This window comes from Ideonella sp. A 288 (assembly GCF_002198735.1).
GTDB lineage: Bacteria > Pseudomonadota > Gammaproteobacteria > Burkholderiales > Burkholderiaceae_C > Pseudaquabacterium.
Genome location: NZ_MWLO01000090.1, coordinates 1 through 26,603 on the forward strand (window position 1 = coordinate 1; position 26,603 = coordinate 26,603).

28 protein-coding genes are annotated in these 26,603 nt (G+C 70.7%); 3 read left to right on the top strand and 25 right to left on the bottom strand.

The annotated features are described in order from the left end of the window. Window positions 1-181: 181 nt before the first annotated feature. The 12 genes from EOINJALH_RS07895 to EOINJALH_RS07950 form a co-directional block, all read right to left on the bottom strand. Window positions 182-1,165, bottom strand: coding sequence for a permease (locus tag EOINJALH_RS07895; protein ID WP_088279806.1), 984 nt, complete (start codon window positions 1,163-1,165; stop codon window positions 182-184). A gap of 129 nt (window positions 1,166-1,294) precedes the next feature. Further along, window positions 1,295-2,149, bottom strand: coding sequence for an AraC family transcriptional regulator (locus EOINJALH_RS07900; protein WP_234413712.1), 855 nt, complete (start codon window positions 2,147-2,149; stop codon window positions 1,295-1,297). Window positions 2,150-2,151: 2 nt separating this feature from the next. After that, window positions 2,152-3,942, bottom strand: coding sequence for an AMP-dependent synthetase/ligase (locus EOINJALH_RS07905; RefSeq protein ID WP_404872743.1), 1,791 nt, complete (start codon window positions 3,940-3,942; stop codon window positions 2,152-2,154). Between the two features lie 107 nt (window positions 3,943-4,049). Next, the gene (locus tag EOINJALH_RS07910; RefSeq protein WP_234413713.1) at window positions 4,050-4,838 is read right to left on the bottom strand and encodes an ABC transporter ATP-binding protein; all 789 of its coding nucleotides are present in this window, start codon (window positions 4,836-4,838) and stop codon (window positions 4,050-4,052) included. A 76-nt stretch (window positions 4,839-4,914) separates the two neighbouring features. Then, window positions 4,915-5,724: an ABC transporter ATP-binding protein gene (locus tag EOINJALH_RS07915; RefSeq protein ID WP_088279809.1), complete on the bottom strand. Its 810-nt coding sequence runs from the start codon at window positions 5,722-5,724 to the stop codon at window positions 4,915-4,917. Beyond that, window positions 5,721-6,797, bottom strand: coding sequence for a branched-chain amino acid ABC transporter permease (locus tag EOINJALH_RS07920; RefSeq protein ID WP_088279810.1), 1,077 nt, complete (start codon window positions 6,795-6,797; stop codon window positions 5,721-5,723). Before EOINJALH_RS07920 ends, EOINJALH_RS07915 begins: the two co-directional genes overlap by 4 nt. Window positions 6,798-6,809: 12 nt before the next feature. Next, window positions 6,810-7,685: a branched-chain amino acid ABC transporter permease gene (locus EOINJALH_RS07925; protein ID WP_088279811.1), complete on the bottom strand. Its 876-nt coding sequence runs from the start codon at window positions 7,683-7,685 to the stop codon at window positions 6,810-6,812. A gap of 218 nt (window positions 7,686-7,903) precedes the next feature. Next, window positions 7,904-9,232 (bottom strand): hypothetical protein, encoded by a 1,329-nt coding sequence (locus tag EOINJALH_RS07930; protein ID WP_088279812.1) that lies wholly within the window; start codon window positions 9,230-9,232, stop codon window positions 7,904-7,906. A 260-nt stretch (window positions 9,233-9,492) separates the two neighbouring features. Continuing rightward, window positions 9,493-11,460, bottom strand: coding sequence for an acetyl/propionyl/methylcrotonyl-CoA carboxylase subunit alpha (locus EOINJALH_RS07935; RefSeq protein WP_088279813.1), 1,968 nt, complete (start codon window positions 11,458-11,460; stop codon window positions 9,493-9,495). A 2-nt stretch (window positions 11,461-11,462) separates the two neighbouring features. Next, window positions 11,463-12,617 (bottom strand): acyl-CoA dehydrogenase family protein, encoded by a 1,155-nt coding sequence (locus EOINJALH_RS07940; RefSeq protein WP_088279814.1) that lies wholly within the window; start codon window positions 12,615-12,617, stop codon window positions 11,463-11,465. 14 nt (window positions 12,618-12,631) lie between these two features. Continuing rightward, the gene (locus EOINJALH_RS07945) at window positions 12,632-14,248 is read right to left on the bottom strand and encodes an acyl-CoA carboxylase subunit beta (RefSeq protein WP_088279815.1); all 1,617 of its coding nucleotides are present in this window, start codon (window positions 14,246-14,248) and stop codon (window positions 12,632-12,634) included. Window positions 14,249-14,266: 18 nt separating this feature from the next. Beyond that, window positions 14,267-15,442, bottom strand: coding sequence for an acyl-CoA dehydrogenase family protein (locus tag EOINJALH_RS07950; RefSeq protein ID WP_088279816.1), 1,176 nt, complete (start codon window positions 15,440-15,442; stop codon window positions 14,267-14,269). Window positions 15,443-15,654: 212 nt separating this feature from the next. Between EOINJALH_RS07950 and EOINJALH_RS07955 the strand changes: the two genes are divergently transcribed. After that, window positions 15,655-16,335, top strand: a complete 681-nt coding sequence (locus EOINJALH_RS07955) for a nitroreductase (RefSeq protein WP_088279817.1) — start codon at window positions 15,655-15,657, stop codon at window positions 16,333-16,335. A 60-nt stretch (window positions 16,336-16,395) separates the two neighbouring features. Here the strand turns inward: EOINJALH_RS07955 and EOINJALH_RS07960 are convergent, their stop codons facing one another. Next, window positions 16,396-17,007: a 2-hydroxychromene-2-carboxylate isomerase gene (locus EOINJALH_RS07960; RefSeq protein WP_088279818.1), complete on the bottom strand. Its 612-nt coding sequence runs from the start codon at window positions 17,005-17,007 to the stop codon at window positions 16,396-16,398. Further along, the gene (locus EOINJALH_RS07965) at window positions 17,004-17,693 is read right to left on the bottom strand and encodes a glutathione S-transferase N-terminal domain-containing protein (RefSeq protein ID WP_088279819.1); all 690 of its coding nucleotides are present in this window, start codon (window positions 17,691-17,693) and stop codon (window positions 17,004-17,006) included. The genes EOINJALH_RS07960 and EOINJALH_RS07965 overlap by 4 nt, the downstream gene beginning before the upstream one ends. Window positions 17,694-17,784: 91 nt before the next feature. Here EOINJALH_RS07965 and EOINJALH_RS07970 point away from each other — a divergent pair, with 91 nt between their 5' ends. Then, window positions 17,785-18,477 (top strand): transglutaminase family protein, encoded by a 693-nt coding sequence (locus EOINJALH_RS07970; protein ID WP_088279834.1) that lies wholly within the window; start codon window positions 17,785-17,787, stop codon window positions 18,475-18,477. Then, the gene (locus EOINJALH_RS07975) at window positions 18,474-18,938 is read left to right on the top strand and encodes a PaaI family thioesterase (protein WP_088279820.1); all 465 of its coding nucleotides are present in this window, start codon (window positions 18,474-18,476) and stop codon (window positions 18,936-18,938) included. Before EOINJALH_RS07970 ends, EOINJALH_RS07975 begins: the two co-directional genes overlap by 4 nt. Before the next feature lie 32 nt (window positions 18,939-18,970). Here EOINJALH_RS07975 and EOINJALH_RS07980 read toward each other — a convergent pair whose 3' ends face one another. From EOINJALH_RS07980 to EOINJALH_RS08025, 11 genes are all read right to left on the bottom strand, one after another. Next, window positions 18,971-19,450 (bottom strand): hypothetical protein, encoded by a 480-nt coding sequence (locus tag EOINJALH_RS07980; RefSeq protein ID WP_199873213.1) that lies wholly within the window; start codon window positions 19,448-19,450, stop codon window positions 18,971-18,973. A gap of 163 nt (window positions 19,451-19,613) precedes the next feature. Beyond that, window positions 19,614-20,471 (bottom strand): bifunctional 2-polyprenyl-6-hydroxyphenol methylase/3-demethylubiquinol 3-O-methyltransferase UbiG, encoded by an 858-nt coding sequence (locus EOINJALH_RS07985; protein ID WP_088279821.1) that lies wholly within the window; start codon window positions 20,469-20,471, stop codon window positions 19,614-19,616. Continuing rightward, window positions 20,455-20,907, bottom strand: a complete 453-nt coding sequence (locus EOINJALH_RS07990; protein ID WP_088279822.1) for a potassium channel family protein — start codon at window positions 20,905-20,907, stop codon at window positions 20,455-20,457. The genes EOINJALH_RS07985 and EOINJALH_RS07990 overlap by 17 nt, the downstream gene beginning before the upstream one ends. A 70-nt stretch (window positions 20,908-20,977) precedes the next feature. Then, window positions 20,978-21,394, bottom strand: a complete 417-nt coding sequence (locus tag EOINJALH_RS07995; protein ID WP_088279823.1) for a GFA family protein — start codon at window positions 21,392-21,394, stop codon at window positions 20,978-20,980. 175 nt (window positions 21,395-21,569) lie between these two features. Then, window positions 21,570-22,262 carry a hypothetical protein gene (locus EOINJALH_RS08000; RefSeq protein ID WP_144289918.1) on the bottom strand — a complete coding sequence of 231 codons (693 nt, stop codon included), beginning with the start codon at window positions 22,260-22,262 and terminating at the stop codon, window positions 21,570-21,572. A gap of 10 nt (window positions 22,263-22,272) precedes the next feature. Further along, window positions 22,273-23,112, bottom strand: coding sequence for a class I SAM-dependent methyltransferase (locus tag EOINJALH_RS08005; protein ID WP_088279825.1), 840 nt, complete (start codon window positions 23,110-23,112; stop codon window positions 22,273-22,275). Window positions 23,113-23,253: 141 nt separating this feature from the next. Next, a complete protein-coding gene (locus EOINJALH_RS31620) occupies window positions 23,254-23,583 on the bottom strand; it encodes a DUF3592 domain-containing protein (protein ID WP_158219685.1) in 330 nt (109 codons plus the stop codon). Further along, on the bottom strand, window positions 23,583-24,032 hold the full coding sequence (locus EOINJALH_RS31625; protein WP_158219686.1) for a DUF4124 domain-containing protein: 450 nt from the start codon (window positions 24,030-24,032) through the stop codon (window positions 23,583-23,585). The genes EOINJALH_RS31620 and EOINJALH_RS31625 overlap by 1 nt, the downstream gene beginning before the upstream one ends. Before the next feature lie 50 nt (window positions 24,033-24,082). Then, window positions 24,083-24,619 carry a carboxymuconolactone decarboxylase family protein gene (locus EOINJALH_RS08015; RefSeq protein ID WP_088279827.1) on the bottom strand — a complete coding sequence of 179 codons (537 nt, stop codon included), beginning with the start codon at window positions 24,617-24,619 and terminating at the stop codon, window positions 24,083-24,085. A 50-nt stretch (window positions 24,620-24,669) separates the two neighbouring features. Further along, window positions 24,670-25,656 carry a tripartite tricarboxylate transporter substrate binding protein gene (locus EOINJALH_RS08020; protein WP_088279828.1) on the bottom strand — a complete coding sequence of 329 codons (987 nt, stop codon included), beginning with the start codon at window positions 25,654-25,656 and terminating at the stop codon, window positions 24,670-24,672. A gap of 28 nt (window positions 25,657-25,684) precedes the next feature. Further along, window positions 25,685-26,569 (bottom strand): fumarylacetoacetate hydrolase family protein, encoded by an 885-nt coding sequence (locus EOINJALH_RS08025; protein WP_088279829.1) that lies wholly within the window; start codon window positions 26,567-26,569, stop codon window positions 25,685-25,687. Window positions 26,570-26,603 lie beyond the last annotated feature (34 nt).

Sequence of the window (26,603 nt, forward strand, 5' to 3'; positions counted from 1 at the left end):
GCGTGGCCGGGGCAATCACCGGATGGGTGTCGGCAGGGGGGGCGGTGCTCATCGCCCGATTCTGCCGCGCGGTCGCCCAAGGCGCCCGGGGGCTGCCGCGCGGTCGCCCAAGGCGCCCGGGGCTACCGCGCGGTAGCCCGACGCCCGTGGGGCTGCACGGGCGCCGTCGGCGCCCGGCCCCTCACTGCTGCAGCCACTCCAGCATCGGTTGCAGCAGCCGTGGGTGCGATTGCAGCTCGAGGTAGTGCATGCCGTCGCCGATCCAGCGCCGTGAATCGGGGATGCCCAGGCGGCGCGCGGCATCTTCAGCATCGCCCAGTGCACTGTCCAACGGCACCAGGCCATCGCTGTGGCGCGACCCCTCGAGCGCCGGGCTGCCGATAGTGCCGGCCATCGCGAAGGCCAGCACGTCGGCCGGCAGCGGCACGGGTGCATCGGATCCGGGCTGGCGCACGCGGCCCTCCTGCATGTCCAGCAAGCCGGCGCTGCGCAGGCCCGACAGGCGGCCGTACGGTCCGGTGTAGGGGCACAGGTCGAGCACGCGGTGCAGCCAATGCCCGGCCTGGGCCAGTGGCAGCCCGAGGTGCGGCGTGGCGATGAACACCAGGTGGCGCAGTGCCGGTCGCCAGGCCATGCCCTGGCCCTCGAGTGCCGCACTGCGCGCCACCAGGCCGCCCACGCCATGGCCGACGATCGACACCGTGCGCACCGGCACCGGCCAGCGGGCCAGCAGCCGTTCGAGCAGCAGCGCCAGCGCGCGCCCGTTGTCGGCCACGTGCAGGCCGCTGTTGTAGCGGGCATGCAGCGGTGTCAGCCCCAGCAGGCGTTGCAGCGCGATGCCGGGATCGTGCCCGTCGTGGCGCCAGCCCCGGTCCGACCGGCACACGCCGTGCAGCAGCACCAGCACATGGCCGGTGACGGCGCCCAGCCCCAGGTCGGCGCTGTCCGGCACCAGCCAGCGGGTGCCGCTGCGCAACTGCATGGTCCAGGCCAGCGGATGGCTCAGTTCGTGCAGATGGTCGCCCAGCAACCCATTCAGCGCCGCCACGGCGGCGTCGCGACGGCTGGCCGGCAAGCGGGGCAACAGACCGCCCAGCGGCACGCGCGCCGTCCATTGGCCGGGCCACACCGCATCGCGACGTTCGTCGGTCGACGGCAGGTTCATGTCGTGCTCCCGGGGGCTTTGCGGCGCCCCCATGCATGGCATTTGGAAGCGCCCGGCCAGGCACCGGGCTGCGACAGATCAAATCCGCGGGGCCTCGCCGGGGCCCATCGCACGGCGGGCTGCGCCAGATCAGCCCAGCACGGTCAGCCGCCGCGAACCCGCGAAAAGGTCACGCGGCCTCAGCCCGTAGACCTGCCGGATGCTGTGGCTGAAATGGGTGGCATCGGGATAACCCGTATCCAGTGCGACATGCAGCAGGTTGGAGTCGCGAGTGACGTGGTGCAGCAGGCTGCGCGCACGCTTCCAGGCCCGCAGGTTGCGGAACGAGGCCCCTGCCTCCTGCTTGAACAGGTGCAGGAAGCGCGAGAACGACAGGCCGGCCTGCTCGGCGCACTGCTGCGCGGTGAGCGCCCCGGCCGGATCGCGCCGCATGGCCTCGAGCGCCTGCTCGATGCGCGGATCGAGCCGGCGCCTGGGCAGCGGGTGGCCGAACACCCGGCGGTCGAGGTCGGCCGTCTGCAGCCCCTGCGACGCGCCGTGGGCGCACAGCCAGGTGTGCAACTGCCTCACCCGGTCGACCAGATCGGGCAGATGCGGCACCGCGCCCACGCAGCCGCCCAGGGCCGCGGGCAGGCCGCCGCGGGGCAGGGTTTCGGGCTCGATCACCAGGTCGGCGATCAGGCGCTCGTCGCAGGCCACGCGGTGCGGCACATAGGGCGGCACCACGGCCAGGTCGGTGGTCTGCCAGTCGCGGCCGTCCACGGCCACCCGGATCGGGTCGCCCAGCGCCACGTAGAGGTGCCATCCGCCCATGGTGCGCGAGGACATCGCCCCGGCCAGGCCGGCATAGAACACCCGGTCGTCATTGAGCCACATCACGCGGTTGGACGGGTGCGCCAGCGGCACCGCCGGCCGGCGCTCGGCCGCCGTGGGCAACGGGCAGGGCTCGATCGGCTGCGTGGCCGGCGACAGGGCAAGCGCCACGGTCAGGCCTGCGGGCCGCTGTACATCGACTCGATGAGCGGCGCGTACTTCTGGTTGACCAGCGCGCGCTTGAGCTTCATCGTCGGCGTGAGTTCTTCGTCCTCGGCGGTAAGGCGCTGCTCGATCAGCCGGAACTGCTTGATCTGCTCGACCCGGGCGAACTGCTTGTTGACCTGCTCGATCGCCTCGCCGATCAGCGCCACCACCTCGGGCGACCGGCACAGGCTGCGGTAGTCGGAGAACTGCACATCGCGTTCCTGCGCCCATTGCGCCACGTTGTCCTCGTCGATCATCACCAGGCACGACAGATAGGCGCGCTTGTCGCCGATGACCACCGCGTCGGTGACGTAGGGGCTGAACTTGAGCTGGTTCTCCCACTCGCTGGGCGTGACGTTCTTGCCGCCGGCCGTGATGATGATGTCCTTCATCCGGTCGGTGATGTAGAAGTAGCCGTCGTCGTCGACCCGGCCGACGTCGCCGGTGTGCAGCCAGCCGTCGGCCGAGATGGTCTCGGCGGTCTTTCCGGGCTGGTTGAGGTAGCCCTTGATGACGTTCTCGCCACGCAGCTGGATTTCGTGGGTGACCTCGGCGATGCGCATCTCCAGGCCCGGGCCCGGCACGCCGATGCTGCCCGGGCGCATGCCGTCGGCCGGGGTGACGGTGCCGCCACCGGTGGTCTCGGTCATGCCCCAGCCTTCACGCAAGGGGATGCCCAGTGCCAGGTACCAGCGGATCAGCTCCTGCGAGATCGGCGCGGCGCCGGTCAGCGCCAGCTGCACCCGGTCGAGCCCCACCATGCGGCGCACGTTGTTCAGCACCAGCGCCCTGGCCAGCGCGTAGCGTGCTGACAGCAGCGCACCCGGCGCCCGACCGGCCAGGCGGCACTCGGCCACGGCCTTGCCGGTGTCCACCGCCCAGGCATAGGCCAGCTGCTGCGTCTTGCCGGCCTCGCGCAGCGAGATCATCACCTGCGAGTAGACCTTCTCCCAGACCCGCGGCACGGCAAAGAACACGTGCGGCTGCACCTCGCGCAGGTTCTCGAACACCGTCTCGGGGTTCTCGACGAAGTTGACCACCGAGCGGCGGGCGATGGAGATGTACTCTCCGATCATGCGCTCGGCGATGTGGCACAGCGGCAGGAAGGCGATGCGCTCGCCGCCCTCGGGGATGCCCTTGAACAGGCTGGTGGACAGCCCCGACAGCACCGCGCACAGGTTGCGGTGGGTGATCATCGCGCCCTTGGGGCGGCCGGTGGTGCCCGAGGTGTAGACCAGGATGGCCACATCGGCCGGCCCGCGGCTGCGCCGGCGCTCGTCGATCAGCCCCGGGTGGCTGGCGAGGTAGGCGCGGCCCAGCTCGCGCAGGCGGTCGAGGCCGATGACCTGCGGGTCGTCGAGCTTGGCCAGGCCTTCCATGTCGAAGACGATGACCTTGCGCAGGCGGGGCAGGTGGTCGCGCACCTCGAGCCACTTGTCGAGCTGCTCGTCGTCCTCGACGAACAGGAACACGCTGCCCGAGTCGTCGCAGAGGTACTGCACCTGCGCCGCGGCGTCGGTGGGGTAGATGCCGTTGCACACGCCGCCCATGGTCTGCACGGCCAGGTCGGACCACACCCATTCGCGGCTGGTGTTGGCCAGCACCGAGGCCACCTCGCCGGGTTCGAAGCCCAGGCTGGCGAGGCCGGCGCCGATCTCGCGGACAATGGTGGCCACGTCGTTCCAGGAATAGGCCTTCCAGATGCCCAGGTCCTTCTGGCGCATCATCGTGGCATCGCCCAGCTCGCCCACGCGCATCCAGAACAGGCCTGGCACGGTGTCGTAGGGCAGTGTCTCGGGCGTCCAGCCGAAGTCGCTGCCCGCGACGATGCGGTGGGGGTCCTTCGTGCCGGGGGCTGCAGTGCTCATCGCCAGGTCTTCTTCTTCTTCCAGCGCCGCTCGCCGCGCACGCCGGCGTCCTTCATGCCGAGGTAGAACTCGCGGATGTCTTCCTTCTCGCGCAGGCGCTCGCAGGTGTCTTCCATGACGATGCGGCCGTTCTCGAGCACGTAGCCGTAGTCGGCGGCGTTGAGCGCCATGTTCGCGTTCTGCTCGACCAGCAGGATGGTGCAGCCGCGCTCGCGGTTGATGCGCACGACGATCTCGAAGATCTCCTTCGTGAGCTTGGGGGACAAGCCCAGGCTGGGTTCGTCGAGCAGGATCAGGTCGGGCCGCGCCATCAGCGCGCGGCTGATGGCCAGCATCTGCTGCTGGCCGCCCGACAGCAGGCCGGCGTCCTGCTTCTCGCGTTCCTTCAGGATCGGGAAGTAGCCGTAGACCTGCTCGAGGTCGCGGGCCACGCCGTCGCGGTCGTTGCGGGTGTAGGCGCCCATCAGCAGGTTGTCGTGCACGTTGAGCAGCGGGAACACCTCGCGCCCCTCGGGCACGTGCACCAGGCCGCGCCGCACGATCTCGGCCGGGTCGCGGGCGGTGATGTCCTGGCCCTTGAAGGTGACCGTGCCGCGGGTGGGGTCGAGCACGCCGGAGATGGTCTTGAGGATGGTGCTCTTGCCCGCGCCGTTGCTGCCCAGCACGGTGGCGATCTCGCCGCGCCGCACCTTCAGGCTCACACCGCGGATGGCCTTGATCGGGCCGTAGGCGCTCTCGACGTTGGCCAGGGCCAGCAGCACGTCGTCCGCTGAAGTGATCGCCATGGCGGTCATTGGTGCACCCTACGGCCTGCGGCCGGTCCCGCCAGGCGGGAATGAGCCCTCGGCAAAGCCTGCGGTCTCATGCCTTCACCCTGCGCAGCGACGACACGTCGTCGACGGTGCCGAGGTAGGCCTCGATCACGCCCGGGTGCGCCTGCACCTCGGCCGGCGTGCCGGTGGCCAGCACCTCGCCCTGGTTCATGGCCAGCACGCGGTCGGACACGCGCGAGACCAGCGTCATGTCGTGCTCGACCATCAGCACGGTGATGCCCAGGTCGGTCTGGATGTCCTGGATCCACCAGGCCATGTCCTCGGTCTCCTCCACGTTCAGGCCCGACGAGGGCTCGTCCAGCAGCAGCAGCTTCGGGCCGGTGCACAGCGCCCGCGCCAGCTCCACCACCTTGCGCTTGCCGTAGGGCAGGCCGGCGACAAAGCTGTCGCGCAGGTGCTGCAGGTCGAGCAGATCGATCACCCGCTCGGCGCGTTCGCGCGCGGCCAGCTCGGACTGGCGCGTGGCCTTCGTGAACAGCAGGTTGCTCCAGAAGCCGGCGCCGCGGTGGATGTGGTTGCCGATCAGCAGGTTCTGCAGCACCGTGGCGTTCTCGAACAGCTCGATGTTCTGGAAGGTGCGCGCGATGCCCAGCGCGGCAATCGCATGCGGCGGCTGCTGCGTCAGCTCGGCGCCCTCGAAGCGGATGGTGCCGGTGGTGGGCGTGTAGATGCGGCTGATCAGGTTGAAGACGGTGGTCTTGCCGGCGCCGTTGGGGCCGATCAGCGTGAAGACCTCGCCGCGCCGCACGTCGAAGCTCACGTTGTTGACCGCCAGCACGCCGCCGAAGCGCACGCTCAGGCCCTGGGCCGACAGCAGGATCTCGTTCGTCGCGGTCACTTGAGGCGCTCGGACTTGGTGAAGGACTTCTGGCGCTTGAACATGCCGCGGCGGTAGAAGGGGAACAACTGCAGCCAGGTGCGCACCTTGAGCCAGCGGCCGTACAGGCCCATCGGCTCGAACAGCACGAAGGCCATCAGCACGCCGCCGTAGACCACCGCCTGCAGGCCGGCGGCCTGGCCGATGGCCGGGGGCAGCCAGTCCTTGCCCAGCGAGATGAGCTGCGGCATCGTGATCAGGAAGATCGCGCCCAGGAAGGCGCCGTGGATCGAGCCCACCCCGCCCACCACCACCAGCAGCAGCAGGTCGATCGACTGCACGATGCCGAACTGGTCGGGCGAGATGAAGCGCAGCTTGTGCGCATACAGCGCCCCGGCCAGGCCGACGATGGCCGCCGACAGCGCGAAGGCCAGCGTCTTGTAGCCGGCCAGGTGGATGCCCATGCTCTGCGCCGAGACCTCGGAATCGCGGATCGCGATGAAGGCCCGGCCGGTGGCCGAGCGCATCAGGTTGATCACGCCCAGCGTGACCAACACGCAGGTGCCCAGCGCGATGAAGTAGAAGGCCTCCGACGAGCCCAGCTCGGCGCCGAAGAACTGCGGCGACACGACCGACATGCCGGCGTTGCCCTTGGTGACGCTCTCCCAGCGGGCCAGCACCTCCTCGACGATGAAGCCGAAGGACAGCGTGGCGATGGCCAGGTAGATGCCCTTGACGCGCAGCGCCGGCAGGCCCACCACCACGCCCACTGCGGCCGACAGCAGCGCGGCCATCGCCATCGTCAGCGGGAAAGGCCAGCCCTTGGCGCTGAACCAGGCCTGCACGTAGGCGCCCACGCCCAGGAAGGCCGCGTGCCCGATCGAGGCCAGGCCGGTGAAGCCCGACAGCACCATCAGCCCCAGCCCGGCGATGGCGTAGACCAGCACGAAGCTGATCTGCGACAGCCAGTAGTCGCCGGCCCACAACGGCGCCGTCACCATCGCCGCCATCAGCAGCGAATACCAGAAGGCCTGGCCGCCATGCTTGACGACGCGGATGTCCTGGCCGTAGTCGGTCTTGAAGATGAAGCGCATCGCGGGCTCTCGCTACACCTTCTTGCGGCTGTGGCCGCCGAACAGCCCGTTGGGCCGCACCACCAGCATCACCAGCACCACCACGTAGGCGGCGATGTCCTTGAAGCCTTCGGGCAGGTAGAAGCCGGCCAGCGCCTCGACCAGGCCGATGGTCAGGCCGCCGACGATGGCCCCGGGCAGGCTGCCGAAGCCGCCGACCACCGCCGCGGGGAAGGCCTTCAGGCCGATGAAGCCCATGTTGACGTGCACGAAGGTCACCGGCGCCAGCAGCAGCCCGGCCAGCGCCGCCACACCGGCCGACAGGCCCCACACCAGGCCGTTGAGCCGGCGCACCGGGATGCCCATGTAGTAGGCCGCCAGCTGGTTCTGCGACGCCGCCTGCATCGCGATGCCGACCTTGGTGTAGCGGAACATCGCGTAGAGCAGCGCGCACAGCACCGCGGTGGCGCCGATCACCATCAGCTGGTCGACGCTGATCACCGCGCCGCCGAGATCGATGACCTGGCCCTTGTAGGGCACCTCGAGCGTGTTGGTGTCGGAGCCGATCTCGGGGATCATCGTGACCAGGCCGCGCGACAGGTAGCCCAGCCCGATGGTCAGCATCACGATGGTGAACTGCGGCTGGCCGAGGATGGGCCGGATCACCAGCCGCTCGATGCCCACGCCCATCGCCATCATGCCCACCACGGCCAGCGGCGCGGCGGCCCAGAAGGGCCAGCCCACCACCTTCATGAGGATCAGCGCGCCAAAGGCGCCGAGCATCATCAGTTCGCCCTGGGCGAAGTTGACGGTCTCGGTGGCCTTGTAGATGAGCACGAAGCCCAGCGCGATCAACGCGTAGATGCAACCGAGCGCGATGCCCGAAATCAACAGCTGCACAAGGGCCAAGCTCGAGTTCTCCGTGGTGAGCCCGACCGGGTGGCCATGGCGTCCTGCTGACCCGTGAGCCTAGGCGTGTAGGCCCCTCGCGTCTTGCGCCAGCATGCTGCGGGTTGCCGCCCCAAGTTGCCACGGGGAAAGCCCGCATGGCCCTCGGCCCCGGGGGTTTGTGCCTGCGGGATGACCCTCGGGCGGGCGTCGCCGCGGCGACAGGCGCCGCGCGACGGTCAGCAGCCGCGGGCCAGGCGCCGGCCGGTGAGCGTGCCGCCGGCCTCGGCGCTGCGCCTCCACTCGGTGGCGAGCGCGTTCACCTCGTTGATCGTGCCCTTCAGCGTCACACCGCCCGCGGTGGCGCTGGCGCCGATGACCATGCTCAGGTTGCTCGACAGATCCCACTGCACCGAGCCCTGCAGCGCCTGCACCTGCCCGTCGTTGCCGCGCATCTCGCCACTGACCGCGCCGGACGCTGCATCCACCGTCAAGGTCCAGGTGCCCGACGCCGCGCCGGTGAACTGCCCGCCATACTGCCCGGCCACCCAGCACAGCCGCTGCAGCGGGGCCGGCGACGGGTTCAGCGGCAGCGGCGCGGGCTGGATGTCGGCGGGCAGGCCCACCAGGCGGCGCAACTCGGCCGCATCCAGGCCCTGCAGGCTCATGAGCCCATCCAGTTCGGCGGCGTAGTTCAGGTGGCCGTCGCCGGCAGACAGCGCGGCAGCCGGCGCGGTCAGCGTGCGCACCGGGGCGCCGTACAGATCGGCCGAACGAGTGACTTGCGCCGAGCCCTGCAGGCGGGCCTTCCAGGCGTCCAGCCGGGTGGCCGCAGCGGCCAGGCGGTTGGTGGTGAGCAGGCGGTCCCAGACAGCGCCACCGGCGGCAAACAGCGCCGCCGGGTCGAGCGCGCCGTCCGCGGCCGTCAGGCCGGGCTCGGGGCCCAGCGCGGCCACCAGCGCGTCGGTCATCACCGACACGTTGAGCACGTTGTCGGTGGCCATCGGCCCGGCCAGCACGCCATACAGCACGGCCGTGTTGGGCCGCAGCACGGTGGTGCAGAACACCGGCCCCGGCGGACACCCGACATTGCCGCCGGAGACGCGCGCCATCAGCGGCCAGGCCATCGAGCGCAAGTCGGGGAACAGGAAGGCGCCGGGGCCGGCCGAGCCGGCAGAGGTGACCGCCGTGGCGGTGCGGCCGTTGCGGTCCTTCACGGTGAGTTCGGCGCCGCGCAGGTCAGCCCCGTTGACGAGCGCCGTGCCCCGCACCGCGCCGGGGCAGTTGATGCCGCCGGCCGGGCATTCGAAATCGGCCAGCGTGCCGACCACCTGGATCTGGCCGCCGCTCAGGCCCGGCCCGAGCACGGCGACCTGGTCGCCGTCGACGCCGACGCAGTTGAGTTCGCCATTGGCGTCGTAGCAGCGGTAGCGGTACGGCGCCAGCACCTGGGTGGTCTGCCGCCCGGGAAAGAACTGCGGGTAGGTGAGTTCGGCCCAGTTCAGCAGCACCTCGACATCGAGCGTCGAGGTCGTTGCCAGCGTACGCCGGCGGGCGTCGCTGGCCATGACGGGGGTGGCAGAGGCACGGCTGTCAACGACCGACCCGGGCTCGCCACCGCCGCAGCCCGTCAGCGCCAACGTCAGCCCCAACGCCAGCCACGCTGCCAGGGCCATCGCCCCCGCCCGGCACCAAGCTGCCGCACCGTTGATCCGCACCATTGCCGCCCGCATCGACTTCTCCACCGCGATCGCCCCCGCGCGGACCGGTCCGCGCGGGGCATCGTGGCGATGATAGGCCGTCGGGCGGCAGGGGGCGCCCCCCTGGATCAGGCGCCGCCCACCTCCAGCAGCACGCGGCGGGTGGCCACCTGGTCGCCGACGGCCACGCTCAGCGCCGTGATGACGCCGGCACACGGCGCGGCATGCACATGCTCCATCTTCATCGCCTCCAGCGTCACCAGGGGCTGGCCGGCCTGCACGGTGTCGCCCAGCGCGGCCAGCACGGCGACCACGCGGCCGTTCATCGTGGCGCGCAGCTTGCCGTCGCCCGGGCCTTCGTCGGCGCGCAGCGCCGCGCGGTGGCTGAGGTCGTCCACCGACCAGGTGCGACCGTCGAACCTTAGGCACAGCCGTGCGCCATCGCGGTGCCAGCGCACCGTCTCGGCCAGGCCGTCGAGGGCCACACGGGCCCAGCCCCGCTCGGGGTCCACCGCCTGCAGTGCGAGCGCGTGCGAGCGGCCGTCCCAGTCGAGGCCCCAGCGGCCCTCGCCCTGCGCAACGATCGGCACCTGCACCGCTTGCCCATCGAGTTCGAAGCGCAGGCCCACCGGCCAGCGCGGCGGCAAACCCGCCGAGGCCCCGCCCTCCCCCGCCTGCAGCAACCAGGCGGCCACCGCCGCAGCCCGGCGGCGTTGGTCCGCTGACGGGGCGGCCAGCAGCGTGTCGGCGTGCTGGTCGATGAAGGCGGTGGTGGCCTGGCCGGCGGCGAAGGCCGGGTGCGCCAGCACGTCGGCCAGAAAGCCCTGGTTGGTGGTCACGCCCAGCGCCACCGCCTCGTGCAGGCCGCGCCGCAGCCTGCGGCAGGCCTCGTCGCGCGTGGGGCCATGGGCCACCAGCTTGGCGATCATCGAGTCGTAGTGCGGCGGCACCTCGTCGCCTGGGCGCAGCGCGTGTTCGACGCGCAGGGCCGCGGGCATCTCCCAGCGGTGCATGCGGCCGCTCTGCGGCATGAAGCCGCGGGCGGCGTCTTCGGCGCACAGGCGCACCTCGATGGCATGGCCGTGGAAGCGCACCTCGTCCTGCGCCAGCGGCAGCGGCTCTCCGGCGGCCACACGCAACTGCCACTCGACCAGGTCCAGGCCGGTGATGGCCTCGGTCACCGGGTGCTCCACCTGCAGCCGGGTGTTCATCTCCATGAAATAGAAGCGGCCCTCGCGGTCGAGCAGGAACTCGAGCGTGCCGGCGCCCTCGTAGCGGATGGCGCGCACCGCGGCCACCGCCACCTCGCCCATGCGCGCGCGCAGGTCGGGCGTCACCGCCGGCGACGGCGCTTCCTCCACCAGTTTCTGGTGCCGGCGCTGCACCGAGCAGTCGCGCTCGCCCAGGTGGATGGCATGGCCGTGGCGATCGGCGAAGACCTGGATCTCGATGTGGCGCGGCTCCACGATCGCGCGCTCGAGCAGCACGGTGCCATCGCCGAAGGCGCCCAGCGCCTCGCTGCGCGCGCTGCGCAGCGCGTCGGCAAAGTCCTCGGCCCGCGTCACCAGGCGCATGCCACGCCCGCCACCGCCGGCGGTGGCCTTGATCATCAGCGGCCAGCCGATCGCGGCGGCCTCCAGCGCCAGCGTCTCGTCGCGCTGGTCCTCGCCCTGCCAGCCGGGGATGCAGGGCACGCCGGCGGCAATCATCAACGCCTTGGCGCCGGCCTTGTCGCCCATCGCGCGGATGGCCTCGGGCGACGGGCCGATGAACACCAGCCCGGCGTCGCGGCAGGCCGCGGCGAAGTCCTCATTCTCGGCCAGGAAGCCGTAGCCGGGGTGCACCGCGTCGGCGCCCGACAGGCGGGCGGCGGCGATCACCTTGTCGATGGCCAGGTAGCTGTCGCGCGGCGCGGGCTCGCCGATGCACACGGCCTGGTCGGCCTCCAGCACGTGGCGCGCCTGCGCATCGGCGGTGGAGTACACCGCCACCGTGCGGTAGCCCAGGCGGTGCGCGGTGCGCTGGATGCGCAGCGCGATCTCGCCGCGGTTGGCGATCAGGATCTTGTGGAACGGGGTAGAGGTGTGAGCGGTCATCGTCAACCCCGGGCCTGGAAGGTGCCCATGAACTTGGTCAGGATCTGCAGCATCACCTCGTCGGCGCCGCCGCCGATCGACGTGAGCCGGGTGTCGCGCCACAGGCGCGAGATGGGGCTGTCGTGCACGTAGCCCATGCCGCCCCAGAACTGCAGGCAGGTGTCGGATGCCTCGCGCAGCAGCCGGCCGGCCTTGAGCTTGGCCGAGGTGGCGCTGCGCGTGGCGTCGCCGCCGGCGACGATGGTCTCGATGCCGTGCCAGGTGAGCGCCTTCAGCGCGTCCACCTCGGCCTGCAGCTCGGCCAGGCGGTAGCTGACGTACTGGTTATCGAGGATCGAGCGGCCGAAGGCCTGGCGCTCGCGGGTGTAGCCGATGGTCAGGTCGATGGCCTTCTGCGCCCCGGCATAGCCCTTGATGGCCGCGAACAGGCGCTCGTACTGGAACTGCTCCATCTGGTAGATGAAGCCCAGGCCCTCCTGGCCGATGCGGTAGCGCTGCGGCACGCGCACGCCGTCGAAGTGCAGCTGCGCGGTATCGGACGAATCCATGCCCACCTTCTTCAGCTTGCGCGCCACCGACACGCCCGGCGTCTTCATCGGCACCACGATCAGGCTCTTGTTCTTGTGCGCCGCGCCGTCGCTGGTGTTGGCCAACACGCAGCACCAGTCGGCCTGCGTGCCGCTGGTGGTCCACATCTTGCCGCCGTCGATGATGTAGTCGTCGCCGTCCTTGCGCGCACGGGTCTTGATGCTGGCCACGTCGCTGCCCGAGCCCACCTCGCTGACGCCCAGGCAGGTGACCATCTCGCCGCGGATCGCCGGGGCCAGGAACTCGGCTCGCAACTCGGCGCTGCCGTGGCGGGCCAGCGCCGGCGTGGCCATGTCGGTCTGCACGCCGATGGCCATCGGGATGCCGCCACAGTCGATGGCCGACATGGCCTCGGTCACCACCGCGGCGTAGCTGTAGTCCAGCCCCATGCCACCGTCTTCCACCGGCTTGTTCACGCCCAGCAGGCCCAGGTCGCCGAGCTGCTTGAACACCTGGTGCGCCGGGAAGATCTGCGCCGCCTCCCACTCGTCGACGTAAGGGTTGACGTGCTCCTTCGCGAAGCGCTTGACGGTGTCGCGCAGGGCCTCGTGCTCGGGGGTGAGTTGCATGGTGGATCCTCTGGTCAGGGGCGGGCGACGCCGAACTGCATGCGCTGCGGCTGGCGCGCGTCGCCCTCGCGGCACACAGCCAGCACCTGGGCCAGCACGCTGCGGGTGGCGCGCGGGTCGATCACGCCGTCGTCGAGCAGCAGCGCGCTGGTGGTGAACACGCTCATCTGGCTGTCGAAGCGCTGGATGATTTGCGCCTGCAGCGCGTCGAGCCTGGCCTGGTCGACCGCGCCCTTGCGCTTCATGGCGGCCTCGGTGACGATGGCCATGGTGCGCGCGGCCTGCTCGCCGCCCATCACCGCGGTGCGTGCGTTGGGCCAGCTGAAGCAGAAGCGCGGGTGGAAGCCGCGGCCGCACATGCCGTAGTTGCCGGCGCCGAAGCTGGCACCGCAGTGCAGCGTGATCTGCGGCACCGTGGCGTTGGTCACGGCCTGGATCATCTTGCTGCCGTGCTTGATCATGCCGGCCTCCTCCACCGCCTTGCCCACCATGTAGCCGGTGGTGTTCTGCAGGTACAGGATGGGCGTGCGGCTCTGGCAGCAGGCCTGGATGAAGTGCGTGGCCTTGGTGGCGCCGGCGTTGTCGATGGGGCCGTTGTTGGTGATGATGCCGATCCCAAAGCCCTCGATGCGGGCGTGGCCGCACACGGTGGCCGAGCCGTAGTTTTCGCCGAACTCGAGGAACTCGCTGTCGTCGACGATGCGGGCGATGACCTGCCGCATGTCCACCGGCCGCTTCAGGTCGGCCGGCATGATGCCCAGCAGCTCTTCGGCGTCGTGGCGCGGCGGCTTGAAGGCGCGGCGCGGCGCGGCGTCGCCCGACGGCCAGTCGATCTGCCCCATCACTTCGCGCGCCAGGCGCAGGGCGTCGCGGTCGTCCTCGGCCAGGTAGTCGCCCAGGCCCGAGATGGCGGTGTGCATCTCGGCGCCGCCCAGTTCTTCTTCGGTGGCCACTTCGCCGGTGGCGGCCATCAGCAGCGGCGGGCCGGCCAGGAAGGCCCGCGAGCGGCCGCGCACCATGATGACGTAGTCGGACAGGCCGGTCTGGTAGGCGCCGCCGGCGGTGGACGAGCCATGCGTCACCGTGACCACCGGCAGCCCGGCGGCCGACATGCGCGCCAGGTTGCGGAAGGTGCTGCCGCCGTGGATGAAGTGCTGCACCTGGTACTGCAGCAGGTTGGCGCCGGCGCTTTCCACCAGCTGCACGTAGGGCAGCTTGTTCTCGAGCACCAGCTCCTGGATGCGCAGCTTCTTCTCCAGCCCCATCGGCTGCAGCGCACCGGCGTCGATGCCCGAATCGGAGGCGCTGACCATGCAGCGCACGCCCGACACCACACCGATGCCGGCGATGACACCGCCGCCGGGCACGCTCTTGTCGAGGTCGGGCTTGTCGTGGCCCAGGCCGGCCAGCGAGCACAGCTCGAGGTAGGGCGCGCCGGGGTCGAGCAGCAGCGCGATGCGCTCGCGCGGCAGCAGCTGCCCGCGCGACTCGAAGCGCGCCCGGCTGGCGCCGCTGGCCTCGACGGCGCGGCGCTCGGCGGCGCGCACGCGCTCGAGCTGCGCCAGCATCGCGGCACGGTTCTCAGCGAATGCGGCGCTGCCGGGGGAGAGGGTGGAATCGAGGATGGCCATGCGCTTCCCGTTGAGAGATCAGATGCCGAGCTGGCGTGACGCGAGGTCTTTCATGATCTCCTCGGAGCCGCCGCCGATCATCATCACCTTGACCTCGCGGTAGATGCGCTCGCTCTTCGTGCCGCGCATGAAGCCCATGCCCCCGAGGATCTGCACCGCCGCGTCGGCGCAGAACTGCATGCACTGGGTGGCCTCCACCTTGGCCATGCAGATGCGCGCCACCAGCTGGTTGGCGTCGCCACGGCCATGCTGCTGTGCCGAGGCCAGGTCGTAGATCAGGCAGCGCGACACGTCGATCTTGCGCAGCATGTCCATCAGCTTGTGGCGGATCACCTGGCGCTGCGACAGCGGCTCGCCGAAGGTGACGCGCTGGCGCGCCCAGTCGAGCGCCTCGTCGAAGCAGGCCTCGGCATAGCCCACGGCCTGCGCCGCCATGCCCAGGCGCTCGCTGTTGAAGTTGGTCATGAAGGTCTTGAAGCCCCGGTGCTCCTCGCCGATCAGGTTGGCCACCGGCACGCGGCAGCTGTCGAAGCGCAGGTGGGCGGTGTCGCTGGCCCACCAGCCCATCTTCTTCAGCGCCGTGCGCTCGAGGCCCGGCGTGTCGCCCGGCACCAGCAGCGCCGAGATGCCGTTCGGCCCCTTGCTGGCGGGGTCGGTGCGCACGGCCACGGTGATGAAATCGGCGCGCATGCCCGAGGTGATGAAGACCTTCTCGCCGGTGACGACGTAGTGGTCGCCATCGCGCACCGCGCGGGTCTTCAGCGCGGCCACGTCCGAGCCGCCGCCGGGCTCGGTGACGGCCAGCGCGGCGATCTTCTCGCCGGTGAGCACCGGCGGGATGATGCGCGCCTTGAGTTCGGCACTGCCGTGCGCCAGCACCGGCGGCAGGCCGATGGTGTGCGAGTTGAGCGAGGCGGCCACGCCGCCGCAGCCCGGCCGCGCCATCTCTTCCGACAGGATCAGCTTGTAGAAGATGTCGGTGGGCGTGCCGCCGTATTCCTCGGGGTAGCCCATGCCCAGCAGGCCGATGGCGGCGGCCTGGCGGTACAGCCCGCGCGGAAAGGTCTCGGCCTCGTCCCAGTCGTTGACGTGCGGGGTCACCTCGCGCGCGATCCAGTCGCGCAGCATGTGGCGGAACTGCACGTGCTCGGGCGTGAAGTAGTGGGGGGCAGGAACTGTGTCGAGCAGGCTCATCGGGCAGGCCTCGGGTCGGGCCCGGTGGGCGGGCAACGGTCGGATCTTGAGTCCCGCCCCGGCCCCTGTCTTGTGCCCACTGGCTGCCAGGCCCGATCTGGCCGGGCGCGACCCGACCGGGCCTGGCTCACCCCGACCTCGGCCGCCCGGAGCCCAGGGGTTCGGCCAACGGTTATCGTAGAAGCCCCTGTCCATGCCCCCGGAGCCCACCCATGAACGTGGCCGACGCCCTCGCCAGCCGCCTTTCCGTCCGCGACTTCCTGCCCACGCCCGTGCCGGGCGACGTGATCCGTCGCGTGCTCACCACCGCGTCGCGCTCGCCGTCGGGCGGCAACGTGCAGCCCTGGCACATCGACGTGGTGGCGGGCGACCGGCTCGACGAGTTCAAGGCGCTGATGCAGCGCCGACTGGCCGAGGTGGCCGCTGGCCAGCCGCCGGAACCCACCGACTACGACATCTACCCCAAGGACCTGGTGGCGCCCTACCGCGACTACCGCTTCAAGCTCGGCGAGGACATGTACGCCCGCCTGGGCATCCCGCGCGACGACAAGCCGGCGCGGCTGCGCTGGTTTGCGCGCAACTTTGCGTTCTTCGGCGCGCCGATGGCGCTGTTCTGCTCGATCGACCGCCGCATGGGCCCACCGCAGTGGAGCGACCTGGGCATGTTCCTGCAGTCGGTGATGCTGCTGCTGCGCGAGGAGGGGCTGGACAGCTGCCCGCAGGAATGCTGGTCGGTGTACCCGCGCACGGTGAGCGCCTTCATCGGCCTGCCGCCCGAGCGCATGCTCTTCTGCGGCATGGCCATCGGCCAGCGCAACCCCGCGCACCCGGTGAACGGGCTGGCCAGCGAACGCGCGCCGCTCGACGCCTTCGCGCGCTTCCACGGCTGCTGACGCCCGCGCGGTGTGCCACGGCGCCGGGGCCCGGCGCCCATGCGCCGGCGCTGCGCGGGTTCAGGGTGCCGAGATGCGCCGCAGCACCGCCTCGCGCACCAGGGGCAGGCGGTCGTTGCCGAAGTACATGTCGTCGCCGGCGACGAAGATCGTCGGCGAGCCGAAGGCGCCGCGGGCGATGGCCTCGTCGGTGTTGGCCTTGAGCTGCGCCTTGATCTCGGGGCGCGCGATGCCCTCGAAGAACGCCGCCTCGTCCACGCCCAGACGCTGGCACAGCGCGGCCAGCACGGCGTCCTGCGAGATGTCCTGGTCGCGCGTCCAGTAGGCCTCGAACACGCTCTCGGCAAACGGCACCAGCAGCCCTTGCGGCGCCAGCAGCAGGCAGCCACGCATCGCCTTGACGCTGTTGACCGGGAACACGCTGGGCGGGAACTTGATCTTCACGCCACAGTGGTGGGCCCAGTCGGACAGGTCTTTCCGGTGATAGGCCTGCTTGGCCGGCACGCCGCGTTCGCGCGACTCATAGACGCTGGGGTTCACCGCATTGAAGATGCCGCCCACCAGCACCGGCCGCCAGCGCACCGACACGCCCAGCTCGGCGGCCAGGGGCTGCAGGTTCCGGAACGCCAGCCAGGTCCAGGGGCTGGAACAGTCGAAGAAGCACTCGATCATGGCGTGGGCCTTTCCTGTCCGAAGAGGTTGCGGCGGGCCTCGTCGTCGATGCCGTCGGCGCGCAGCGCCCGGCCCACCGCCATGCCGCGGGCCACGGCCTCGCGCCCGCGCAACTGGCCGAACCAGCGCTTCACGTGCGGCCAGTCGTCGAGCGACAGGCCCTGTGCCTTGTGCGTGGCGATCCACGGGAAGATGGCGATGTCGGCGATGGAGTAGTCGCCCGCCACGTGCTCGCCCTTCGACAGTTGCGTGTCGAGCACGCCGTACAGGCGCCGTGCCTCGCGCTCGTAGCGGTCGAGCGCATAGGGCAGCTTCTCGGGCGCGTACAAGCGGAAGTGCCCGTGCTGCCCCAGCATCGGCCCCAGCCCGCCCATTTGCCACATCAGCCAGGGCAGCACCGCATGGCGGCCGCGAAAGTCGGTGGGCAGCAGGCGGCCGGTCTTCTCGGCCAGGTACAGCAGCATGGCGCCGCTCTCGAACAGCGCGATCGGCTCGCCGCCGCCGGGCGGGTCGTGGTCCAGCATCGCCGGGATGCGGTTGTTCGGGCTCACCGCCAGGAAGGCCGGATCAAACTGCTCGCCGCGGCCGATGTTCACCGGCCGCACGGTGTAGGGCAGGCCCAGTTCCTCGAGCGCGATGGTCAGCTTCCAGCCGTTGGGCGTGGGCCAGTACAGCAGGTCGATCATGGATCGGTCCGGGTCGAAGGGCGTGGGGCTTGGCGCCCCGGTGACAGCCAGGGCCCCAGCGTAAGCTCACACTCCGGCCCCAGAGATGCGCATGAACCCGAAGCCCCACCCCATCGACGGCACCGACCCCACCCTCGCGCCCACCGCGCTGATCGACAGCGACCACCCCGACGTGGTGGCCTTTGCAAGGCAGCACGCCGTGGGTGCCGACGACCGCGAGCGCGCGGTGGCGCTGTACTACGCGGTGCGCGACGGCTTCCGCTACGACCCCTACCGCTGCGACCTGTCGCCCGCCGGCATGCGCGCGAGCAGCGTGCTGGCCCAGGGCACCGGCTGGTGCGTGCCCAAGGCCGCGCTGCTGGCCGCGGTGTGCCGCGCCGCCGGCATTCCGGCGCGGCTGGGCTATGCCGACGTGCGCAACCACCTCAGCACCGAGCGCATGCGCCAGTCGATGCAGACCGACCTGTTCATCTGGCACGGCTACACCGACCTCCTGATCGACGGCGTCTGGCGCAAGGCCACGCCGGCCTTCAACCTGTCGCTGTGCGAACGCTTCGGCCTGCTGCCGCTCGACTTCGACGGGCGCGAGGATTCCATCTACCACCCGTTCGACCGGTCGGGCAACCGGCACATGGAGTACGTGCACCAGCGCGGCACCTTCGACGACATGCCGCTGGCCCAGATGGTGGCCGACTTCCAGCGCGTCTACCCGGTGTGGCTGAGCCAGGGCGTGGGTCTGCGCGACGCCGATTTCCATGCCGACGCGGAGCGCGAGGCCCGATGACGGTCGACATCCCAGCGGGCTTCCGCGCCCTGCCCGATTCCAGCGGCTTCGTCGCCGCCAACGGGCCGCTGTACCTGCGGCACGAACCCGCCGCCACGGCGGGCGGCAAGCCGCTGGTGCTGATCGGCTTCCGGGTCGAGCCGCGGCATGCCAACCCGATGGGTAACTGCCACGGCGGCATGCTGGCCACCTTCTGCGACATGCTGCTGCCGCTGTCGGTGCACCGGCTCAGCCCCGAGGTGGGCCTGCGCTTCCTGCCCACCATCAACCTGCAGCTCGACTACCTGGCCCCGGCGCCGGGCGGCGCCTGGGTGCAGGGCGAGTGCGAGGTGCTGCGCGTCACCCGCACGCTGGTGTTCGCACAGGGCCTGGTCACCGCCGACGGCACACCGGCGGTGCGCTGCAGCGGCATCTTCAAGATCGGGCCGCCCTTCAAGCCGGCGGGCGAACTGATCGGCTGAACGGCCGCCGATCGAGCCCGCCCGGGAAGCGATCAGGCGCCGACGCCGGCCTCCAGCGGCAGCACCGCGGCCTGCGAGCCGTAGCGCAGCACGCGCCCGCCGTGCGCGGCCGCATGGACCTGCGCCTCAGCCTCTGTCGAAAACCAGAGCTTGAACCGGCCCACCTGCTCGATGCCCAGCAGCTGGAAATGCTCGAAGGCCTCGGGCGGCAGGTGCTCGAGCGCCGGGCGGAAACGCTCCCAGTCGGCGTAGCCGGCCTCCACGGCCAGCGTGCGCAGGAAGTGCTTTCGCTGCAGCAGCGTGGTGCGCTCGCGGTACAGCGCGCTCAAGGCGCGGCCCGGGAACAGCCCGGCCGCGTGCACGCGGCGCACCGCAGGCAGGGCCAGCAGCACCTGCGGCGACTGCGCCGCACGGTGCAGCCGGCGCGCCTGCTGGCGCACCAGGTCGATGGCGCACGGGGGCGCCGGGTCCGCCGACGGGGCGGGGTCGTTCAGGGGGATGCGATCGTGCATACCGTCTCCACGGGGAACACGGCCGTTTCTCGCTCGGTGGCCGGTGGAAGGGTATGCCGGCAAGTGGCTTGCGGCGCAGGTGCGTGGGCTTTCGCGAGAGGGGGCGTCCTGCACACCCGGCGGGCAATGTAGCAGATGGGCGCCTTGGCGGCGGCCTGGCCCGCTACCGCCGCACCATCCGCGCCACCAGCACGCTGCCCGGCAGGCCGGCGCGGATGACCACGCGGTCGGCCAGGCGCGACAGGCGGCGCAGGCGGTAGGGCACGTAGCCGTCGAGCTGGCCGACGCGGTGCAGGCTCCAGGTCTGCAGCGTGAACGGGTCACCGGCCAGGCGGGCCAGCACGGCGGGGCTGTTGCAGCGGTAGAAGACCGGGTAGTTGTCGTAGCGAGCCCCGTGCTCGCCCTTGCGGCCGCGCACGCGGTCGAGGTAGCCGTCCTTCAGGTGCAGCGCGTCGATCAGCTGGCTGGCCCACGAGAAGTAGTGGCGACGGTCCACGGTGAAGGCCCAGAAGACGCCGCCGGGGCGCAGCACGCGGGCGAGTTGGTCGAAGAATGCGCGCGGTTGGGGCACATGCTCGATCACCATGGCCGCATAGGCCAGGTCCACCGAGGCCGGGTCGATGGGCGCCTGCTCGAAGGTGCCGCGAAACACCTGCTCGAACACCGGCGCCGGCTGCGCCTCGGCATCGGGTTCGACACCGAGGAATCGGCCCGCGCGCAGCGCGATGTGATGCTGCCAGACCACCTCGCTCATCAGGCCGCCGCCGCAGCCGATGTCCAGCACGGTGGGCCGCGGTGGCGCGCCTGGCGAGCCGAGGTCGTCCAGGATCAGCTGGGCATAGAACGCGCCGGGCCCTCGCGACGCGAGGCGGTAGCCCACGGGCACGTCCGACTCGGACACCGTGGGGCGGAACGCGGTCCGGTTCGGCGCCAGCGCCGGTGCCGCTGCCGACGACGCCGCCGATGCGGTGGGCAAGGCGCGCTGGTCGGCCGGCTGCCCGCCGTCAGGCCCTTGCGTCATCGCTGGGCCCGGTGCCGGTCTTCCAGAACCGCTCCATGGCGATGTAGGTGAACGAAGCCGACCAGCCGATCAGCAGCAGCCCGTTCAGCGCCTCCACCCCGGCCAGCAGCCGCACCGCACCCACCGGCGTGAAATCGCCAAAACCCAGCGAGGTGTAGGTTTCGGCCGAGAAGTACAGGCACGAGGCCAGCGAGAAGCCCAGGCCACCGTCGAGGGTGCCGGCGCCGTGCCAGTCGGCCAGGCCATACAGCACGAAGCCGTACATCGCGATCTCGACGGCGTGCGCCACGAAGGTGGCCAGGATGACGACGACCAGCTTCATCCGATCGGGGATGCCCAGGCGCGGCAAGCCCGCGTTCAGGGCGCGCAGCACTTCGTAGTGCAGCACTGTGGTCGAAACGACGAGCAGGCAGCAGGCGAGTATGACGAGGGGCATGGATCAGGTCGGTGGCGCGAGCACGGCATCCCACGCGGCGCGCGCGAGGGTGCACCTGCCCGCAGGAGGTTCAGGCCGAGGGCGGATTCTGCGGAAACTGGGCGATCGTCGACGGCAGCGACACCCAGGGCTGCGCCGACTGGCACCATATCGCCACCTGCGGCTTCACCCAGGAGGTGTCGTCCAGCGTGCCCGCCTTCAGCCAGTCGAGGCCAGGCGTGGCCTCCACCACCGACACGATGGGCGACCCGCAACGGGCGCAGAAATGCCGGTGCACCGGCAGGCCGCTGTCGCCCTGGTCCTCGAAGGTGGCCGGCGTGCCGGCGGTGAACTTCAGGCTGCCCCGGGGGATGCCGATGTTCACCGAGAACGCGCCGCCCGACTGGCGCTGGCAATGCGTGCAGTGGCAGATGGCGGTCATCACGGGCTCGGCCGCCAACTGGAAGCGGACCGCCCCGCACAGGCATCCGCCGAGGATCTGGGTCATGGCATGTCTCCGATCGTTGAGAAGGCACTGCGGTGCAAGCGCCTGCGGCGCCGGCGCCGCGAAGTATCCCGCGTTCAGCGATCGGTGTCGGGCGCGGCGACGCCGCCATCGGCCGCCGTGCCCTGCCGCACAGGGCCGTAGATCACGAAGTGCGCCCGCTCGGGCGTGCCGCCGCTCAGCAGCGCACGGGGTGCCGCTCGCCATGCGCGACGACCAACGCTGCAAACGCCTCGCCCGTCATCAGGCGGCGCTCGCCGAAATTCTCGTGGCTGCCTTCGGCGGTCCATTCACAGAAGCAGTAGCGGTCGGCAGCCACACTGCGTTCCAGCGTGAAGTACCGCGGCGGCCGAGACGCCGTCTCCTCGCCTGACCCCGGGGACGGCGGATTCAGCAGGGCCACGAAGTGCGCCTCCAGTGCAGCCACCGGAGGCGGCATCCGCACCATCCAAACCACGTCGCCGCCAAAGTCATGCCGTTCGGCCGCCATGTGCTCGACGAGTGGCTTGACATAGGCAGCCAGGCGCTCCAACTGCGCCTCGTCGTCGAACATGTCCTCGGGCCACCCATGCCATCCCTGGCACAGGTAGGCGCTGCGAGACATCAAGTGCGACCAGCCGCCCGCACCCGCGACACCGGGCTGAAGCGCCTCGAACAAGGGCGGCCTGCGAGATGGGTTCCGCATCACCAGGTCGGGCAGCACGTCGTGCTGGAGCACATAGAGGATCGGACGGAACAGCCGCGGCCCCTCCTCGGGATCATCTTCGGTCCAGCACTCGTACGGCGCGATCGGCTGCCGGCCGGGCGGGCCTGCCACCGGTCCGGTCGATCGACGACCTGCGCCGAACAGCCGACTCCAGAGGCGCTTCATGGCGTGCGGGTCAGTGGTCCGAATCAGCGAGTTCGAGGTAGTGGAAGCAGCCATGCTGCTTCACCGACGGCACGAAGGCACGCGGCCCTTGCGCCGCGGCGCGCTGCCCCATGGCAAGCATGTCGTCCGCGCTGCGCGTGATCATCCACCAGTCCATGATGGCCTCGCAATAGCCCAGGTTGGCCGCGTCGTGGGCCAGGTTGGCCACGATGCACTTGCCGCCGGGCCGGGTGATCGAGAGCATCTTGTGCAGCACCGTGTCGGCGATCTCGTCGGTGAGGTAGTCGAACAAGCCGAGCGAGTACACGAGGTCGGCGGGCAGCAGGTCGTCGAGCGCGTCCTTCACCACGTTGCGGCGCACCGGGGTGAACGGCACCGGGCCCGCGGAATCGGCTGCGGTCTGCAGCGACATCGGGTCGATGTCGAGCGCGACGAACGAACTCAGGCGCGAGGCGATGTCGGCCGGCAGGCCTTCCAGTTCGCGCGCGTGGCCGGCGGCCAGCGACATGGCCGAAAAGCTGCCCTGCTGCGCCATCACGGCCACCTCGTCCCGCAGCAGCGCGATGCGGTCGCGGGCCGAATGCGACGACTGGGCCGCGAAGGTCTCGGCGTAAATCAACCGGCCGAGCGGGCCTGCCGCCTCGACGTGCGACTGCACCGACGGGTGGCCATACGCGAAATCCAGCAGCGTGGCGTCACCAGCGTAGCCACGGGGCTTCACGAGGCCCCAGCGCGTGAACGGATCGAGGCTGAGAAAGAAGCGCCAGCCCTTGATGATGGGCGAGGTCTTCGTCAGGGCGCGCCACTCGACCCGCGTGGTGGCGGAGCGCTGCCGCTCGAGTGCGCGCATGAACGCAGGCAGTGAATCTGGCGATGGTGCGGCGAATGCGGTGAGATCGGTCATGGGCCCCCCTTGGCACGGCATTGGATGACGACCAAAGTGTAGGAACGACCCCGGGTGCCGTGAATACCAAAGGTTTAGGAGTCGGCGCTACCGCAGGTGCCACAGCGCGAGCGCCACGAGCATCGCGCCAGCCACGGGCATGATCAGCATGACCCATGGGTTGGCCACGACCTCGAGCACGGCATCCGGCGGGCGCGCCGGGTCATAGGGAACGACCACCTGTGCGCCCTTGGGGTACCTGCAACCGTAGCGCTCCCACAGTTGCTGGGGCGTGTTCGGGCAGGTGATGACTTGTGCGATCACGTCGCACTGGTGCGCCGTGCGGCCGACGGTGTAACGGTAGGTGACCCGCGGCGAAAAGCTGCGGCCCTTGTCGTCTTTCGACTCGGTGAACGAATAGTGGCCGCCCGCACGCACTAGACGCAGCCGATCTCGCGAAATCGGGATCGCATCACCAGCAGGCGCCGCTGCACCGCCTTCAGCTGGCCCGGCTCGCCCCGGCGTTCGGCCAGTTCGACCCCCGGCAACTCGCGGTCCAGGTGCTGACACTCCCGCTGGGCTGCGGGCGTCAGGCTCCTCCGCCGCCCTGCACGATCGAGCTGCGTCGCATCCATGCCGGTCAGCGGGCGCAGTGCATCGGCCATCATCTCGCGATGTTGCTCGTGTCGGACATCGCGCCCGATGAGTTCCTTGCCAGTCGTTTGGTTCAGCCCGCGCGTCGGCTGCACCTCGATCCTCTCGGCGGCCATGCACGGCGAGTCGGTGTACACGGTCCGCCCCGCGTCCTGGCACTTGTAGACGGTGCGAGACGGCGGCGGGAGTTTCTGGGCCAAGGCCGAACTGCCGACCAGGCCGACCACGAGCATCAGTGAGGCGCATCGGCGTCTGCCGTCGATGCGACGCGAAGGCCGCGGCGTCATCGACCCTCTGCCCCCTCGATCTCCACCCCCAGCGCCTCCAGAAACCGCGACACCATGTTGTAGCTGGCCACCGTCGCGGTCAGCTCGACCAGCTCGCGCGCGTTCAGCACCGAGCGCACCGCAGCGAACACGTCGTCGCCCACCTGCACCGTCAGCGTCATGGCCTCGGCATAGGCCAGCACGGCGCGTTCGCGGGCATCGAAGCACCCTGCCCCGCGCCAGCCGGCCAGCGCATCCACCTGGGCCTGCGGCACGCCTTCCTGCAGGGCCACCGGTACGTGTTGCGCAAACTCGTAGGGCGCGCGGTTGAGCACGGCCACCTGCAGGATGACCAGTTCGCGCAGGCGCCCGTCGAGCACGCAGCCGGTGCGGATGGCGCCCATGTAGGTGTTCCAGCCACGGGCCACCGGCGCGCTGTGCAGCAGTTGGCGGTCCAGGTTCAGCAGCGTGCCGCCGCGGCGCTGGCGCACCAGCGCCACCAGCTCGGCATCGATGCCGGGGGTGTGTTCGTCGACATGGGGCAGGCGGGCCATGGGCAGGTCTCGGTGGGTGCGCGTCAGGCAGGGTGCGCGTTCATGGGGGGTTATTCGACCTTGCCGATCTTGCGGACGGCGTCCACCATCGTGGCGATGTCCTGGTCCCAGTAGGCCTGGAACTCGGGCGCGTCCTGGTATTCGACCGGGCTGCCGGCGCGCTGGATGGTGGCCAGCACCTGCGGATCGGCGGCCGCGCGGCGCGCCGCGGCGCGCAGGCGCTGCACGATGTCGTCGGGCACGCCGGCCGGCACGAACAACGCCGACCACTGCGCAAACTGCGCTGCGATGCCCTGCGACTTCAGGCTGGGCACCTCGGGCAGCGACTGCAGCGGCTTGTCGCCCCAGTGCGCCAGTGCGCGCAGCTTGCCGGCCTTGATGTGCTGGGCCACGGTGGACGGGCCGCTGGCCACCGCGTCCACCTGCCCGGCCAGCAGCGCGACGACGGCCGGCCCGGCGCCGGTGTACGGGATGTGCGTCATGCGAAAGCCGGCCGCGGCCTTGAGCATTTCCATCGGCACGTGCATGGTGCCGTAGTTGCCCGAGCTGCCGTAGTTGTAGCGCCCAGGCTGGGTGCGCAGGTCGGCCACGAACTCGGCCAGCGTCTTCCATGGCGCGTCGGCACGCACCACCAGCACGGTGGGGTCGGCGGTGAAGCGGGCGATGGGCTTCAGCTGGTTCAGCGCATAGGCGGGCTTGCGGTCGAGCAGCCGGTCGGCCTCGGGCAGGATGGACACCGACGACAGGGCCAGCAGCACCGTGTAGCCGTCGGCCGGCGCGCGCGCGGCGGTGCCGATGCCCAGCGCGCCACCGGCGCCCACCTTGTTCTCGACGACCACGGTCTGCTTCAGCTCGCGGCCCAGCGCCTCGGCCACCGGCCGGGCCACGGTGTCGGCCACGCCGCCCGGCGGGAAGGGCACGATCATCGTGATCGGTTTGTCGGGCCAAGGGCTCTGCGCCAGCACTGGCATCGCGGCCAGGGTGGCCAGGCCGGCGGCAGCGGCGCCAAGCACCCGGCGGGTGAGGAGGACGGGCATCGTGGGGCTTTCTTGCAGGGGGGTGCGGTCAGACACAGCGGTTCTCGAGGGTGCCCAGGCCGTCGATGGCGATGCGCACCACGTCGCCGGGCCGCAGGAACTGCGGCGGGTCCAGGCCCATGCCCACGCCGGCCGGCGTGCCGGTGGCGATCAGGTCACCGGGGTGCAGCGTGATGCCGCGCGAGCAGGTCTCGATGAGCGTGGGGATGTCGAAGATCAGGTCTTCGGTGCGGGCGTCCTGCCGCGGCGTACCGTTCACCCAGCACTGCACGCGGGTGGCTGCGCCGTCCAGCGTATCGGCCGTCACCACCCAGGGGCCCATCGGGCAGAAGGTGTCGAAGCTCTTGCCCAGGTCCCACTGCTGGTGACGCATCTGCACGTCGCGGGCAGTGACGTCGTTGACGATGGTGTAGCCGAATACATGGCGCATCGCGTCGGCCGCGGCGATGTTGCGCCCGCCGATGCCGATGACCACGCACAGTTCGGCCTCGTAGTCGATCTGAGCCGAGATGGCGTCGCCGGGCAGGCGGATGTCGTCGGCCGGGCCCACCACGCACTCGGGCACCTTGGTGAAGACGATGGGCCAGGCCTTGACGTCGCTGGCGCTGGCCTTGAACACCGAGCCCGACAGCTCGCGCGCATGGGCGTGGTAGTTGCGGCCGACGCAGAAGACATTGCGCCGCGGACGCGGCAGCGGGGCCTCGAGCCGAACGCCTGAAAACGGCAGCGCCGGACCGGCGGCGGCCGGCAGCGGCTGGCCGGCGGCCAGCGCCTCCACCAGCGCCAGCACGCCGCGCTCGGCATCGGCCGGCGGCAGCGCCAGCGGCGTCACCGACAGCCCGTCGTCGGAGACGACGCCCACCTGCCGCCGGGCAGCGGCCAGGGGCAGGCATCGAAAGGTGGCCAGGCGCATCGGGGATCCTTGCTAAGGCGTGAACGTGGCAGCC